At 60.7% G+C, this 13,723-nt stretch carries 13 protein-coding genes; 6 read left to right on the plus strand and 7 right to left on the minus strand.

From position 1 onward, the window contains the following. Positions 1-11 precede the first annotated feature (11 nt). A complete protein-coding gene (locus tag AC1DHT_RS08145) occupies positions 12-740 on the plus strand; it encodes a dienelactone hydrolase family protein (RefSeq protein ID WP_427545751.1) in 729 nt (242 codons plus the stop codon). Between the two features lie 175 nt (positions 741-915). Here AC1DHT_RS08145 and AC1DHT_RS08150 read toward each other — a convergent pair whose 3' ends face one another. From AC1DHT_RS08150 to AC1DHT_RS08180, 7 genes are all read right to left on the minus strand, one after another. After that, positions 916-1,776 carry a pirin family protein gene (locus AC1DHT_RS08150; RefSeq protein ID WP_427545749.1) on the minus strand — a complete coding sequence of 287 codons (861 nt, stop codon included), beginning with the start codon at positions 1,774-1,776 and terminating at the stop codon, positions 916-918. A 62-nt stretch (positions 1,777-1,838) separates the two neighbouring features. Next, on the minus strand, positions 1,839-2,255 hold the full coding sequence (locus tag AC1DHT_RS08155; protein ID WP_427534581.1) for an OsmC family protein: 417 nt from the start codon (positions 2,253-2,255) through the stop codon (positions 1,839-1,841). A gap of 158 nt (positions 2,256-2,413) precedes the next feature. Further along, entirely contained in the window at positions 2,414-3,634 is a 1,221-nt protein-coding gene (gene fabB, locus AC1DHT_RS08160) for a beta-ketoacyl-ACP synthase I (protein ID WP_427545747.1), read from the minus strand. 11 nt (positions 3,635-3,645) lie between these two features. Then, complete coding sequence (fabA, locus tag AC1DHT_RS08165; protein WP_017127984.1) at positions 3,646-4,161, minus strand: 3-hydroxyacyl-[acyl-carrier-protein] dehydratase FabA; 516 nt, start codon at positions 4,159-4,161, stop codon at positions 3,646-3,648. 246 nt (positions 4,162-4,407) lie between these two features. Then, positions 4,408-6,306, minus strand: a complete 1,899-nt coding sequence (locus AC1DHT_RS08170; RefSeq protein WP_427545745.1) for an ATP-binding protein — start codon at positions 6,304-6,306, stop codon at positions 4,408-4,410. After that, positions 6,303-7,232, minus strand: a complete 930-nt coding sequence (locus AC1DHT_RS08175; protein WP_427545743.1) for an ABC transporter substrate-binding protein — start codon at positions 7,230-7,232, stop codon at positions 6,303-6,305. The genes AC1DHT_RS08170 and AC1DHT_RS08175 overlap by 4 nt, the downstream gene beginning before the upstream one ends. Position 7,233: 1 nt before the next feature. Continuing rightward, positions 7,234-9,357: a TonB-dependent receptor plug domain-containing protein gene (locus AC1DHT_RS08180; RefSeq protein WP_477761323.1), complete on the minus strand. Its 2,124-nt coding sequence runs from the start codon at positions 9,355-9,357 to the stop codon at positions 7,234-7,236. A gap of 196 nt (positions 9,358-9,553) precedes the next feature. On the opposite strand from AC1DHT_RS08180, the gene AC1DHT_RS08185 reads away from it, so the two are divergent. The 5 genes from AC1DHT_RS08185 (at position 9,554) to AC1DHT_RS08205 (ending at position 13,709) form a co-directional block, all read left to right on the plus strand. Further along, entirely contained in the window at positions 9,554-10,579 is a 1,026-nt protein-coding gene (locus tag AC1DHT_RS08185; RefSeq protein WP_427545739.1) for an NAD(P)H-dependent glycerol-3-phosphate dehydrogenase, read from the plus strand. Positions 10,580-10,610: 31 nt separating this feature from the next. Further along, positions 10,611-10,958 (plus strand): DUF4389 domain-containing protein, encoded by a 348-nt coding sequence (locus tag AC1DHT_RS08190; RefSeq protein ID WP_054593407.1) that lies wholly within the window; start codon positions 10,611-10,613, stop codon positions 10,956-10,958. Continuing rightward, positions 10,955-11,404, plus strand: a complete 450-nt coding sequence (gene sixA / locus AC1DHT_RS08195) for a phosphohistidine phosphatase SixA (protein ID WP_427545737.1) — start codon at positions 10,955-10,957, stop codon at positions 11,402-11,404. The genes AC1DHT_RS08190 and sixA overlap by 4 nt, the downstream gene beginning before the upstream one ends. Before the next feature lie 163 nt (positions 11,405-11,567). Then, positions 11,568-13,235, plus strand: coding sequence for an AMP-binding protein (locus tag AC1DHT_RS08200; RefSeq protein WP_427545735.1), 1,668 nt, complete (start codon positions 11,568-11,570; stop codon positions 13,233-13,235). A 30-nt stretch (positions 13,236-13,265) separates the two neighbouring features. Next, the gene (locus AC1DHT_RS08205) at positions 13,266-13,709 is read left to right on the plus strand and encodes a hotdog fold thioesterase (protein ID WP_427545733.1); all 444 of its coding nucleotides are present in this window, start codon (positions 13,266-13,268) and stop codon (positions 13,707-13,709) included. Positions 13,710-13,723: the final 14 nt, after the last annotated feature.

The following is a 13,723-nucleotide window of genomic DNA, read 5'->3' on the forward strand; positions in this document are numbered from 1 at the left end:
GGGAGTGAGTCATGAGCCAAGTTAGTGTGCGTTCCGTTGTCTATCAGGTTGAGGGTCAGTCTTACGAAGGTCGTCTGGCGTTCGATGCTGGCCACACAGGCCCGCGTCCGGGCTTGTTGATGGCGCCGAACTGGATGGGGGTCAGCGCCGGGGCCGAGAAGATTGCCCAGGAGGTTGCCGCCAAGGGGTATGTGGTGTTGATTGCCGACCTGTATGGGCAGGCGATTCGTCCGCAGAATGGCGACGAGGCGGGCGCGGCGATGATGCCGCTGAAGAATGATCGTGCGTTGTTGCGCAAGCGCATGCAGGCCGCATTCGCTGCCTTGCAGAGCCAGGGTGAAGCAGCGGTCGATACTTCGAAACTGGCAGCGTTCGGTTTCTGCTTCGGCGGTTGCTGTGCTCTGGAACTGGCCCGAAGCGGCGCGCCGCTCAAGGCTGCCGTGTCGTTCCACGGTACGCTGGACACACCGAACCCTGCTGATGCGAAAAATATCAAAGGCTCGGTGCTGGTGCTGCACGGTGCATCCGATCCATTGGTTGCGAAAGAGCAGTTGCCGGCCTTCGAAGCTGAAATGAACGCTGCGAGCGTGGATTGGCAGTTGCTCAGCTACGGCGGCGCGGTGCATTCCTTCACCGACCCGCACGCCAATGTGCCGGGCATGATGATGTACGACGCCAAGACCGCCAAGCGGGCCTTTGTGTCGATGCATAATTTGCTGGATGAAGTGTTCAACGGCTGAGTGCTGTTTCTAGCCCTGGCACTGTCGGTGTCAGGGCTGGCCTCATCGCGAGCAGACGGAACGCCGCCCGGCTGCTCCCACATTTGACCGAGACGTACACAAGATTAACGGTCGACACCATTCCAGTGTGGGAGCGAGCCTGCTCGCGATGGCGGTGTGACTAACACCGAAGATCTTAAGGGAGTTCGATCCGCTCGCTCTCGCCTGGCACGGTTGGCCAATCACCGGCCGCCCAGCGTCGGCGGGCTTCATCGATCACCGCGGGATCGCTGGCGACGAAGTTCCAGTTGATCCGCCGCGGCCCGTCCATGGGCGCGCCGCCAAACAGCATGGCGTGGCAGTCGCTTTCGGCGAACAGGTCCATTTCTTCCCCGGCAGGCAGCACCACCAGCGAGTGCGGTTCAATCGGCTCGCCATTGAGCTGGGCCTCACCGTCCAGCACGTACAGCGCGCGTTCTTCATGCTCGGTGGGGATCAGCAAGGTCGTCGCCGTTTTCAGCTCAAGCTCTGCGTACAACGTAGGGGAAAGCACCGGTACCGGTGACTCCAGGCAAAAGCCTTTGCCGGCAATCATCCTGATCTTCACCCCGAGGTTATCGCTGACCGGCAGGCTGGCGGCCGGGTGATGGCTGTAATGGCCGGGACCTTGTTCGTACTCTTTGGGGGAGGCCAGCCAGATTTGCAGGCCGTGCATCTTGAAATCGGTATCCCACAGCGCTTTCGGTGTGCGCTCGACGTGTGCAATCGCACTGCCTGCGGTCATCCAGCTGACGTCACCCGGTTTCACGATCTGGTCGGAGCCCAGACTGTCCTTGTGCTGGAGTTCGCCTTTGAACAGGTAGGTGAGGGTGGACAGGCCGATGTGCGGATGCTGGCGGATGTTCATGCCCTGGCCTGCCGGATAGCGGGTTTCAAGCATGTGATCGAAAAACACGAAAGGCCCGACGCTGCGGCATTGGGCCGACGGCAGCGGGCGCAGGATCGGTTGGCCTTCGACATCTTCGGTGCGTGGGCGAATCACGAGCGGACTGATCATGGTGCATTCCAGGCTGTACGAGTGATGCCGTCGAGCATAACCCGCACAGCCCGTGTTTGCCGCTATTGGCTGAAGGCGCCTTCAGACAGGTGAGTCTCGATGGTTACTTCGCTGGTGGTCATCAGCTTGTGCACCGGGCAGCGATCGGCCACGCGATGCAGCTCTTCACGCTGGGCGTTGGTGAGTACGCCTTTGAGGGTCAGTTTGACATGCAGGGCGTATTTGCCTTTCTGCTCCTGGCTGTTGTCGCGTTTGACCTCGACCGTGACGCCGGTCAGCGGGATTTCCTTCTTCTGTGCATAGAGCTTGAGGGTCAGTGCCTTGCAGGCGCCCAGCGCTGCGTCGAAGTAATCATGGGGCTCAGGTGCGGAACCTTCGCCGCCGGAGGTTTTGGGCACATCGGCGAAGAGTTGATGGTCGTCGATCTGGATGCTGTGACGAAAACCTTCGCTGGATTCGGTATTGACGGTAATGGTCATGACAAACCTCATGGGCAGTAATAAAGGGTGTGCGTCAGAAATAGACCTTGCAGTTATAGAGCATCTGGCGATTCAGGCGTTCCACTGGTTTATCGATCAGCCAAAAAAAACGCCCCGAACCAGTCGGGGCGTTTTCATGTGCAGCGAAGCAGCGGGGCTTACTTGCCCTGCCAGCGCTTCAGGACCAGGGTGGCGTTGGTGCCGCCGAAGCCGAAGCTGTTGCTCATCACGGTGTTGATGGTGGCGTCTTCGCGAGTCTTGGTCAGGATTGGCATGTCAGCCACTTCCGGGTCCAGTTCTTCGATGTTGGCAGAACCTGCCATGAAGTTGCCTTCCATCATCAGCATGCAGTAGATCGCTTCGTGAACGCCGGCAGCGCCCAGGGAGTGACCCGACAGGCTCTTGGTGGAGCTGATGGCCGGAGCCTTGTCGCCGAAGACTTCACGCACGCCTTTCATTTCCATCACGTCGCCGACCGGAGTCGAAGTGCCGTGGGTGTTCAGGTAGTCGATTGGCGTGTCGACGGTGGACATGGCCATCTGCATGCAGCGGATGGCGCCTTCGCCGCTTGGCGCGACCATGTCGTAGCCGTCGGAAGTCGCGCCGTAGCCAACGATTTCCGCGTAGATCTTCGCGCCACGGGCCAGAGCGTGTTCCAGCTCTTCGACCACGACCATGCCGCCACCGCCGGCGATGACAAAACCGTCACGCTTGGCGTCGTAGGCACGGGAGGCTTTTTCCGGTGTCTCGTTGTACTGGCTGGACAGTGCGCCCATGGCGTCGAACAGGAACGATTGGCTCCAATGCTCTTCTTCACCGCCACCGGCGAACACGACGTCCTGCTTGCCCATCTGGATCTGTTCCATGGCGTTACCGATGCAGTGAGCACTGGTGGCGCAGGCAGAAGCGATGGAGTAGTTCAGGCCCTTGATCTTGAATGGAGTGGCCAGGCAAGCGGAAACCGTGCTGCTCATGGTCCGCGTTACGCGGTATGGGCCGACGCGCTTGACGCCTTTTTCGCGCAGGATGTCCAGCGCTTCCATCTGGTTCAGGGTCGATGCGCCACCGGAACCGGCGATCAGGCCGGTGCGTGGGTTGGAAACCTGCTCTTCGGTCAGGCCGGAGTCAGCAATGGCGTCTTTCATGGCCAGGTAGGCGTAAGCCGCCGCGTGGCCGACGAAGCGATAGATCTTGCGATCGATCAACTCTTCGAGTGGCAGGTCGATGGAGCCGGAAACCTGGCTACGCAGACCCATTTCGGCATATTCCGGGTTGAACCGGATGCCAGGGCGGCTTGCACGCAGGTTAGCGGAGACGGTCTCTTTGTCATTGCCCAGGCACGAAACGATGCCCAGACCAGTGATAACGACGCGGCGCATGCGGATAACCCTTAGAAGTTGTCAGTGGATGTGAATACGCCGACCCGAAGGCCTTCGGCGGTGTAGATCTCGCGGCCGTCGACGGTGACCGAACCATCGGCGATGGCCAGGTTCAGCTTGCCCTTCAGGACGCGTTTGATCTGGATGTTATAGGTAACTTTTTTGGCGGTCGGCAGAACCTGGCCAAAGAATTTCACTTCGCCCGAACCCAGGGCGCGGCCGCGGCCCGGCAGGCCTTGCCAGCCGAGGAAGAAACCGACCAGCTGCCACATGGCGTCGAGGCCCAGGCAGCCCGGCATCACCGGGTCACCTTCGAAGTGGCAGGCGAAGAACCACAGGTCCGGAGTGATATCCAGCTCGGCGACCAATTCACCTTTGCCGTACTTGCCACCCTCTTCGCTGATATGAGTGATGCGATCCACCATCAGCATGTTCGGGGCGGGCAGTTGCGCGTTACCAGGGCCGAACAGCTCACCGCGACTGCAGCGCAGCAGGTCTTCCCGGGTAAAGGCGTTTTGTTTGGTCATGCGAGCTCCTCAATAGTCCCATGCGGCAGGTGGGGCGAATCTTCCCGGCCGATCGAAGCGTTCATGCTTCGAACCGGCAGCCTACTCATAGACTATTGCGTTGTGGTGAAAGTCACAGCACAAGGGACATGAATGTACACTTGTGCACTGAAATTATTTTTCAAGCCCGATTCCGAGCTGTCAAGGTGCCTAAGACTGCCGCACTTTCGCCTTTCACGCCAGTCGCAGATGGAGGATCACTCCCCACTACCGTACCCAACGTTGCAGAATTTGCTGCAGATCAGTGCGTTTGAAAGGTTTGGCCAGATAATCGTTCATCCCCGCCGACAGGCAGGCCTCGCGGTCACCCTGCAATGCGTTGGCGGTCAGGGCGATGATAGGCAGGTCGGTGCAGCCGGGCAGTTGACGGATCTGCCGGGTGGCTTCGTAACCATCGATGACCGGCAGCCGGCAATCCATCAGAATCGCCTCGAAAATCAGGCTCTCGGCACTGCGTACCGCCTGCGCACCGTCGGTGGCGACGCTGACAGTAAAGCCCAGACTGCGCAGCATTGCTTCGATGACGGTCTGATTCACCGGATTGTCTTCCACCAGCAGCACATTGCGCCCCTCGCCGTGGTCGTTGCCGGCAGGCGTGCGCGGTGCCAGGGCCGGTAGCGTCTGCCTGGACAACGCCAGGGGAATTTCCAGGGTGAATACCGAGCCTCGGCCTTCCTCGCTCTGGGCGCGCAGTGTGCCGCCCATCCGCTCGGCCAGCGTGCGCGCAATCGGCAGACCCAGGCCGGTGCCGCCGTAGCGCCGGGAGATCGAGCTGTCGGCTTGCTGGAAGGCGTTGAACATCAGCTCCAGGCTTTGCGCCGAAATACCAATCCCGCTGTCGCGCACGGTGCAGGTGAACCACAGCAATTCGTGGTCCAGCGATTGCCACTGCGGCTCGATCGTTACCCGGCCTTTCTCGGTGAACTTCAAGGCATTGCCGATCAGGTTGACCAGGATCTGCCGGATCCGCGTCGGGTCGCCTTGTACCTGCAAGGCTTGCATGTCGTCCGGGATCTGTAGCTCAAGACTCAGGCCGCGTTGCATCGCGCTGTGCTGGAAAGCCTGGGCGCAGCTGTTGATCAGCTCGGCGAGGTTGAACGGGATGTGCTCCAGCTCCAGGGCCGAGCGTTCGATGCGCGAGAAGTCGAGAATGTCGTTGATGACCTTGAGCAAGTGCTCGGTGGACTCCGAGGCCAGCGCGGCGTACTCGATCTGTTCCTCGGTCATGTCGGTGGTTTCGAGCAATTGCAGCATGCCCAGCACGCCATTCATCGGGGTGCGCAATTCATGGCTCATCATCGCCAGGAAGTCGGACTTGGCGCTGTTGGCCTTTTCCGCTTCTTCGCGGGTCTGGATCAGTTGCGCCATGGCCTGATGCTGCTCGCGGCTGGCGAGCTCAAGGCCATCGGCAAGATTGTTGATGTGGCGCGACAGGTCGCCCAGTTCGGCATCGTCGACGATCGGCAGCGGTGTTTTGTAGTTGCCTTGCTGTATCGCCTTCACCGCATTGCCCATGGCGCTGATGGGCTCCGACAGGCTGGCGGCCAGGCGCCGCGCCAGCAGAAAGGTAAAGAGCAGGGCGAACAGTGCGAGGATCGCGGCCTTGAGCAGGATCTCCTGTTGCCGCTGACTGAAGGCATCGTTGGACATGCCGACGACGACGCGTCCCAGATAGTCTTCGGAAGGGCCGATGGCGGGTGGCGGCCCCTGCAGGAAATCATCGCTGAGCCTGATCCGTTGCAAGCGCACCGGTGCTTGAAACACTTCGATCTGTTGTGAGCGTTGGCTGCTTTCCGAAGGCTGCTCGACGTGCACCAACACCTTGTTGGCGTTGTCCTGAACCTCGAGAAAACGCACGTGCGGCGTTGTCAGCGAGGCTTTCATCAGGCTTTCGAGCACCTCATTGTTGCCGGAGATCACCCCGTATTCGGTGGCCGGGGCCAGTTGATTGGCGATCAGTTGGCCGGTGTGGTTGAGCTCCTGGCGTAAATCCTGGATTCGCACGACGGTAAAGAAACTGATCAGCAGCAACGTCAGCAGCAGCGCCGGGCCTAGGCTGATGATCTGGGTGCGGGTATTGATGCCCCAATGGCGGCGCAGGTTCATGGGCGGTTTTCTCCTTCGGCCAACTGTGTTGCAACAGCCGTGGGGTCAATCTGTTCGATGCCTAAGGAACGAGCGACTTGCGGGTTACTTAATACCTTGAAGCGCTGCGGGTAGAGGGTGCGCGGCCAACTGGCCGGCGGACGATCAAGCAAGCTGTCAAGAATGGCCAGCCAATCGCCCTGATCGCTGTAGGTGCTGGCCAGGCTGCCGGCCTTGACGAACCCCGCGTTGGGGCCGATCAATGCAAGTTGTCGGCCATAGCTGCTGAGCAGCAGATTCTTGGCGGTTTTGGGGTTGTACACGTCAGGATCGTCAAGTCCCAACAGCACGTCGCTATTTTTCAGCAGCGCCTGCAATGGCCGGCTGTCATTGGTGTTGTCCCAACGTTCGGCGACGATCTCCAGCCCCAGCCGGTGCGCGGCATGGTGCAGCTCCTTGAGCAGAAATTCGCTGTTCGTCCCGTACAGCACGCCGACCCGTCGCACTTGCGGCAACAGGGCCTGAATCAGGCGAAGTTGGCGGCTCAGCGGTGGATCACTCCACAGCAGGCTAAGGTGCAGGGGCAGGGCATTACCCAGGCGCTGACTGGCTTGCAGGCGGCTGATGCGCAGCACCAGCGTCGCCGGTCCCTCGCTGTCTTGCAGGCGCCAGTCGAGGCTCGGCAGATCAAGCAAGATCAGCCGTGTCGCATCGGGTAGCCGGGACGGCGCGGGGAGGTCGGCAAGGCGTGCGAAGCGCACCGTGTCTTCCGGTCGCTGCTCGGCCAGGGCGCGGGTAAAGGCCTGCACGCCGGGACTGTCCTCGGCGCCGGTCAGCAACACGTCGGCAGCACGCACGGGCAAACTGCCCAGGCAGACAAGCAACAGTCCCCAAACCCAAGGCCGGCGGCTTCGGGGGGAGTGGGGGCGTGTCTGGCTGAGGCCCATGTCAGAACTCTAACTCGGCGCTGAAGTAGAGCACATGGCGCGAGTCATAGTTGTTGTCGATGAAGGTGGTCGGCTGGTTGTCGAGGCGTTGTTGCAGGATACCGGCCAGTTCGAGATTGGCCTTGCCCAGCGCAATGCGTTTGGCGATGCGCGTATCGACACGCTCGAAGCGGTAGCCATTCAGTGCGTCGTCACCATAGTAGAACAGTGCACTGTTCCAGCCATTGCCCCAATCGCGCAGCCAACCGGCGGAGCCGCTGTTGCGTGCGCTGAATTGTTCGTCCAGAGGATTACTGGCCCTGGCATCGACATAGGCGTAGGTCAGGCGCAGCCGATCGGCATCGCTGACACGCCAGTCAAACTGGGTTTCAGTGCCGCTGAAACGCGAGGCATTGCTGTTGCTGGCAATGTACTGGTTGTTGCGCAGCGGCTCGCTGATCATGTCGGTGATTTCGTCGTAGAACAGTTTCACGTCGACGTTCAGCCCAAGGTCAGCGAAGAAGCCGTTATACCCCAGTTCGCGCGAACGCATGTGTTCTTGAGCGAGGTTGCCGGGGCCACGGGTCTTGACGAAGTAACGGGCACTGGACTGACCGTAGGCACCGGGGCTGAGGTTGGTCACCTGATAGCTCCAGTTGACGTTGTTCTCGAACATGTCGGGTGAGCGGATGGCCTCCGAATACACCGCGCGCAGACCGTGGCGCGGGTTGATCAGGTAGTTGATTGCGACGCGCGGGGTGAGCGAGTCACCGACCAATTCGGTTTTTTCGTACATCGCACCGCCTTGCAGCAGCCAGTGCTCGCTGGCACGCCACTCCAGTTGGCCGAACAACCGCCAGATTGAGTCGTCGAGGGTGCCATTGAAGTACGTTTCGGAGTCGGCCCGGTCGTATCGATAGTTCATGCCGCTGACCAGACGCAGACTGTCGGAGAGGCTCAGGGTGTCCTGCAGTTCAAGGTCGTAGCGCGACTCGCGGGCGCTCTGGTCGATATCACCGCAGACGGTGCGGTTGGCGCCACCTTTCCATTGATCGAGCACCTGGTTGGCCAGTGCCTGCTCGACCGGCGTGCCGTGCGGTGCACCGGTGCCGGTATAGCTATCCATGTGCCGCGCCAGGCGCTCGGCATAGTTGGGGTTGAGCTGCCAGAGTTGGGTGAGCTGCGGGCTGAACGACACTTCGGCGTCGCACGCGCGCCAGACTTGCTGCCGATCCCACTGCTGCGCCGACCCCTGGACGTAAAGGCTGTGATCCGGGTTGAGCTCCAGGTTCCAGCGCAACGAACCGGCGTAATCCTTGGCGATCACGTCAGAGTTGTCACCAGCCGAAGTAATCCCGGAAAACACCGGACGGTAGGTATAAGGCCGCTGGTTGGTGCCGTCTTTGGCATTCAGTTGCCAATCGATGCTTTGCTGCTCGTTGAGCGTCTGGCTGACGGCCAGGTTGACGCGGTTCAAGCGGCGACTGTCGCGGTAGTCCGCTCCCAGGCGGTTCGAGTCGAAACCGTCGTCTTCCTGGCCGGACAGCGACAAGCGCAGGTCGCCGGTTTCCCAGCCGGTACCCTGGCTGGCGTACCAGTCGTTGATGCCGCRCTCACCGCGAGTGACTTTCAGCCGCGTGCCATGGCTGTTGACCGGTGCGCGGGTGATGATGTTGACCACTGCCATCAGCGCGTTGGCGCCATAGCTGACGGTGTTCGGGCCACGGAATACCTCGATGCGCTCGATGTCTTCCATGGCCACCGGAATGTCGCTCCAGTCCACCGTCGCCAGACCTGCGCGGTACACCGAACGGCCGTCGATCAACACTTGCATGCGTCGCGCTTCGCTGGCGTTGGTGCCGTGATAGTTCACCGCGGCCTGGTTGCCGCTGACGTTACCGACCATCATCCCCGGCACCAGCCGCAGCAATTCGCTGATGTCGCGGGCACCGCTGGCCTTGATCAGTTCGCTGTCGATCACCGTCATGCTCCCGGGCACGGCGGCCGGCGACTGTTTCAGTCGGGTGGCGGTCAGTACCTGGGGCAGCGCGGCGTTGTCGAGAAACAGATCATCGGCCAACAGCGGGTCAGAGAGCATCAGCGCCAGAACCAGCGAGGAGCGAAGGTGAGGAGGGCCAACAGACACGGTACAGCCTTGATCGCAGTTAATTGCCGCGCATGTTAACCGAGCTGTTTGAGTTTTCCAGTCACGATGCCGGCATTTTCTCAGGTTTTGCAGGTCTGCTTCCTACAAGTGCTGCTAATTGATGGAGGGGCTGGCCGACGCCAGACCGCCCCGTATAATGCGGCTATCGCCACTGGTATGGATTAACGGATTGCATATGACTGAACAGCGCCCGATTGCGGTCCTGGGAGGCGGAAGTTTTGGTACCGCCGTGGCTAATTTGTTGGCCGAGAACGGTCATCAGGTCCGGCAGTGGATGCGCGATCCTGAACAGGCCGAGGCCATTCGGGTCAACCGCGAGAATCCACGCTACCTCAAGGGCATCAAGGTTCACCCTGGGGTGGAGCCGGTCACCGACTTGCTTGCCACCCTCAATGAGTGCGACCTGTGTTTCGTCGCACTGCCTTCCAACGCCCTGCGTTCGGTGCTCGCACCCTATGCCGAGCGCCTGAGCGGCAAGTTGCTGGTAAGCCTGACCAAAGGCATCGAGGCCCACACCTTCAAGCTGATGAGCGAAATCCTTCAGGAAATCGCCCCACAAGCGCGCATCGGCGTGCTGTCCGGGCCGAACCTGGCCCGTGAAGTGGCCGAGCACGCGCTGACGGCCACAGTGGTCGCCAGTGAAGACGAAGAGCTCTGTCAGCGGGTCCAGGCGGCATTGCACGGTCGGACCTTTCGCGTGTACGCCAGTGCCGACCGTTATGGTGTGGAACTGGGCGGGGCACTGAAAAACGTCTACGCGATCATCGCCGGCATGGCGGTGGCGTTGGGCATGGGCGAAAACACCAAGAGCATGTTGATCACCCGGGCATTGGCGGAAATGACCCGCTTTGCGGTGAATCAGGGGGCCAACCCGATGACGTTCCTGGGGCTGGCCGGGGTGGGCGATTTGATCGTCACCTGTTCGTCACCGAAAAGCCGCAACTATCAGGTCGGTTTTGCCCTTGGCCAGGGCATGAGCCTGGAAGAGGCGGTGACGAGCCTTGGTGAAGTCGCCGAGGGCGTCAACACGCTGAAGGTGCTCAAGGCCAAGGCCCAGGAAGTCGGGGTTTACATGCCGTTGGTCGCCGGTTTGCATGCGATCCTGTTTGAAGGACGCACGCTCAATCAGGTTATTGAGCTGTTGATGCGCGGCGAGCCGAAAACCGATGTCGATTTTATCTCCACCAGCGGTTTCAACTGAGTCCCCCATTTACAGGGGCAGGGAGCGAGACATGAACGATCCAAAAGTAGCAGCCAAGTACGAATCCATCCTGCTGCGCGTGCTGTGGATGCTGGTGTATGTGCTGGTCTGGCAAGTCGCGCAATTGATCCTCGGCGCCGTGGTGCTGGTGCAGCTCATCTATCGGTTGATCTATGGGGCACCAAACGCCGGCCTGATGAATTTCGGTGACAGCCTCAGCCAGTTCCTGGCGCAGATCGGCCGCTTCGGCAGTTTCCACAGCGACCAGAAACCGTGGCCATTCGCCGATTGGCCGACTCCGCGTGCACCGGAAGGCGAAGCCCCGCACGCTGTACCACCCGCGCCACATCCGGCCCGTGATGAGGAGCCAAAGCTATGAAACTCTGGGTGTTGCGTCACGGTGAAGCCGAGTCTCACGCCCGTAGCGATGCTGAGCGGGAGTTGACTGCACATGGTCGTGAAGAAGTGCTGCGAAGTGCCGCGCAACTGATCGGCCAGCCGATTCAGGCGATTATTGCCAGCCCGTACATGCGGGCGCAGCAGACTGCGCAACTGGTGCGTGAGGTGCTGGGTTTTGAGCCGGAGATCCGCACCGAGACCTGGCTGGCGCCAGAAAGCAATCCGTTGACCGTCGTCGATCGGCTCGACACGGAGGATAACGTCCTGCTGGTCAGCCATAACCCGCTGGTGGGGAGCTTGATCGGCTACTTGCAGCACGGCCATTTGCGTGCACCGCAGCCGATGAGCACGGCCAGCCTGGCTGAGCTTGAAGCTGATTTGCCGTTGGCTGGGGGCATGACGCTCAATAGCGTCAAAAATCCGTAATCTGCGGAGGGCATGGATAATCTGTAGCAGCTGCCGAACGCAGGCTGCGCCAGCTGCTACGGGAATGCGTGCTCCTGGCTGGATTTTGTTTTGAAATAGCCAACCAAGCAACTGCTTGGTTGGCTACGCTTGCCGCCATACCGAACAAAAAGGAGCGCATCGCATGTCCGCCGCTTTTCGTTTGCCGCTGCAAGTGTTCTACGAGCGTGAAGCTCGCCATCCCCGCCAGCGTTTTCTGGTCCAGCCGATTGGCGGTGGTCAGGTCGAGACGCTGACCTGGGCCGACGTCGGCCATCAGGCGCGGTGCGCCGCTCACTGGCTACGCGCCCGGGAGCTGCCTCAAGGCAGCCACATTGCACTGATCTCGAAAAACTGCGCGCACTGGATCATTGCCGACCTGGCGATCTGGATGGCCGGGCATCTCTGCGTTCCGTTGTACCCCAACCTCACCGCCGATTCGGTGGCCCAGGTGCTCGAACACTCGGAGGCTGCGCTGGTGTTCATCGGCAAGCTGGATGATTGGCCAGGCATGTCCAGGGGCGTCAGCACCGATCTGCCGACCATCAGCCTGCCGTTGTGTCCCGCGGGTGACTTCGATTTCAGTTGGGCCGATCTGCAACACAGCTCACCGATTCAGGACGACCCAACGCCCGACGCCAACCAGTTGGCGACCATCATCTACACCTCCGGCACCACCGGCTTGCCCAAAGGGGTGATGCACAGTTTCGGTAACCTGGGTTTCGCCACCACTCACGGTACGCAGTTGTTTGGTCTCAATGAGTCGGACCGGTTGCTGTCGTACCTGCCGCTGTGCCACGTCGCCGAGCGGATGTTTGTCGAGCTGGCGTCAATCTATACCGGGCAAACGGTATTTTTTGCCGAAAGCCTCGACACGTTTCTCAGCGATTTGCAGCGTGCACGACCCACGGCGCTGTTCGGCGTGCCGCGCATCTGGAACAAATTCCAGATGGGCGTGTACAGCAAAATTCCGGCAAAACGCCTGGATTTCCTCCTTGGCTTACCGATCATCGGCAAGCGGGTCGGGCACAAGGTGCTCGCGGGTCTGGGGCTGGATGCCTTGCGCATTGCCTTGTCGGGCGCCGCGCCAGTGCCGCAAGCCTTGCTGCACTGGTACCAGCGCCTTGGGCTGGAGGTGCTTGAGGTCTACGGCATGACCGAAAACTGCGGTTATTCGCATATTTGCCTGTCGGGCCAGAATAAACCTGGCTGGATCGGCAAGCCGTGTCCGGGGGTGGAGGTGCGGATCGAGGACTCGGGCGAGGTGCTGGTGCACAGTGGTGCGACCATGCTCGGCTATTTCAAGGAGCCGCAGAAAACCGCCGAGACGATCACCGAGGACGGCTTTCTGCGCACCGGTGACAAGGGCGAGCAAGACGCCGAAGGCAACTTGCGCCTGACCGGGCGGCTCAAGGAAATCTTCAAGACCAGCAAGGGCAAGTACGTCGCACCGGCGCCGATTGAAAACCGTCTGGCGGTACATTCGCGCATCGAGCAGGTGTGCGTGGTCGGTGACGGCCTGAGTGCGCCACTTGGTCTGTGCGTACTCTCGGCAGTCGGCCTGCAAGATGCCGCCAGTGTGGCGCGCAATGCCTTGCAGTCGAGCCTGGAAAGCTTGCTCGACGAGGTTAACGGCGCCCTTGATAAACACGAACGCCTGCGCCAACTGGTGGTGGTCAGGGACAGTTGGGCGGTGGAAAACGGCTTTCTCACGCCGACACTGAAGATCAAGCGCAACGTGATCGAGGCCGTGTATGGCGCACGGTTTGAAGAATGGAGTGCACGCAGCGAAGCGGTGCTGTGGCAGGATTGACCCGAAATAAAACCAGAAGAGGATGTAGCGATGAGTCTGTGGCGTACCGTTCCCAACATTGAACAGTTGAACGCGATTCAGAAAAACACCATCGGCGAAGTGCTGGATATACGCTTCGAGGCGTTTGATGACGAGTCGCTGACCGCCAGCATGGTCATCGACCATCGCACCCACCAGCCCTACGGTTTGCTGCATGGCGGCGCCTCGGTGGTACTGGCCGAAACCGTTGGTTCCATGGCCAGCTTCCTGTGCATCGACGCCAGCAAATTCTATTGCGTGGGCCTGGAAATCAACGCCAACCACTTGCGCGGCTTGCGCAGCGGCCGGGTAACGGCGGTGGCCAAGCCGATCCACATCGGCCGCACCACGCACGTCTGGGATATTCGCTTGAGCAGTGATGAAGGCAAGGCCAGCTGTGTGTCGCGGTTGACCATGGCGGTGGTGCCGCTGGGTGAAACGCCGCCGGGGCGTTGAGGCCGATTTGGTCT

Source organism: Pseudomonas sp. 05N432, assembly GCF_056396945.1.

Coding starts and splice junctions, on each gene's coding strand:
- AC1DHT_RS08175 (WP_427545743.1), bottom strand. CDS start 7,232: ATGGGCCTCAGCCAGACACGCCCCCACTCCCCCCGAAGCCGCCGGCCT.
- fabB (WP_427545747.1), bottom strand. CDS start 3,634: ATGCGCCGCGTCGTTATCACTGGTCTGGGCATCGTTTCGTGCCTGGGC.
- AC1DHT_RS08170 (WP_427545745.1), bottom strand. CDS start 6,306: ATGAACCTGCGCCGCCATTGGGGCATCAATACCCGCACCCAGATCATC.
- AC1DHT_RS08200 (WP_427545735.1), top strand. CDS start 11,568: ATGTCCGCCGCTTTTCGTTTGCCGCTGCAAGTGTTCTACGAGCGTGAA.
- sixA (WP_427545737.1), top strand. CDS start 10,955: ATGAAACTCTGGGTGTTGCGTCACGGTGAAGCCGAGTCTCACGCCCGT.
- AC1DHT_RS08150 (WP_427545749.1), bottom strand. CDS start 1,776: ATGATCAGTCCGCTCGTGATTCGCCCACGCACCGAAGATGTCGAAGGC.
- AC1DHT_RS08190 (WP_054593407.1), top strand. CDS start 10,611: ATGAACGATCCAAAAGTAGCAGCCAAGTACGAATCCATCCTGCTGCGC.
- AC1DHT_RS08205 (WP_427545733.1), top strand. CDS start 13,266: ATGAGTCTGTGGCGTACCGTTCCCAACATTGAACAGTTGAACGCGATT.
- AC1DHT_RS08155 (WP_427534581.1), bottom strand. CDS start 2,255: ATGACCATTACCGTCAATACCGAATCCAGCGAAGGTTTTCGTCACAGC.
- AC1DHT_RS08185 (WP_427545739.1), top strand. CDS start 9,554: ATGACTGAACAGCGCCCGATTGCGGTCCTGGGAGGCGGAAGTTTTGGT.
- AC1DHT_RS08145 (WP_427545751.1), top strand. CDS start 12: ATGAGCCAAGTTAGTGTGCGTTCCGTTGTCTATCAGGTTGAGGGTCAG.
- fabA (WP_017127984.1), bottom strand. CDS start 4,161: ATGACCAAACAAAACGCCTTTACCCGGGAAGACCTGCTGCGCTGCAGT.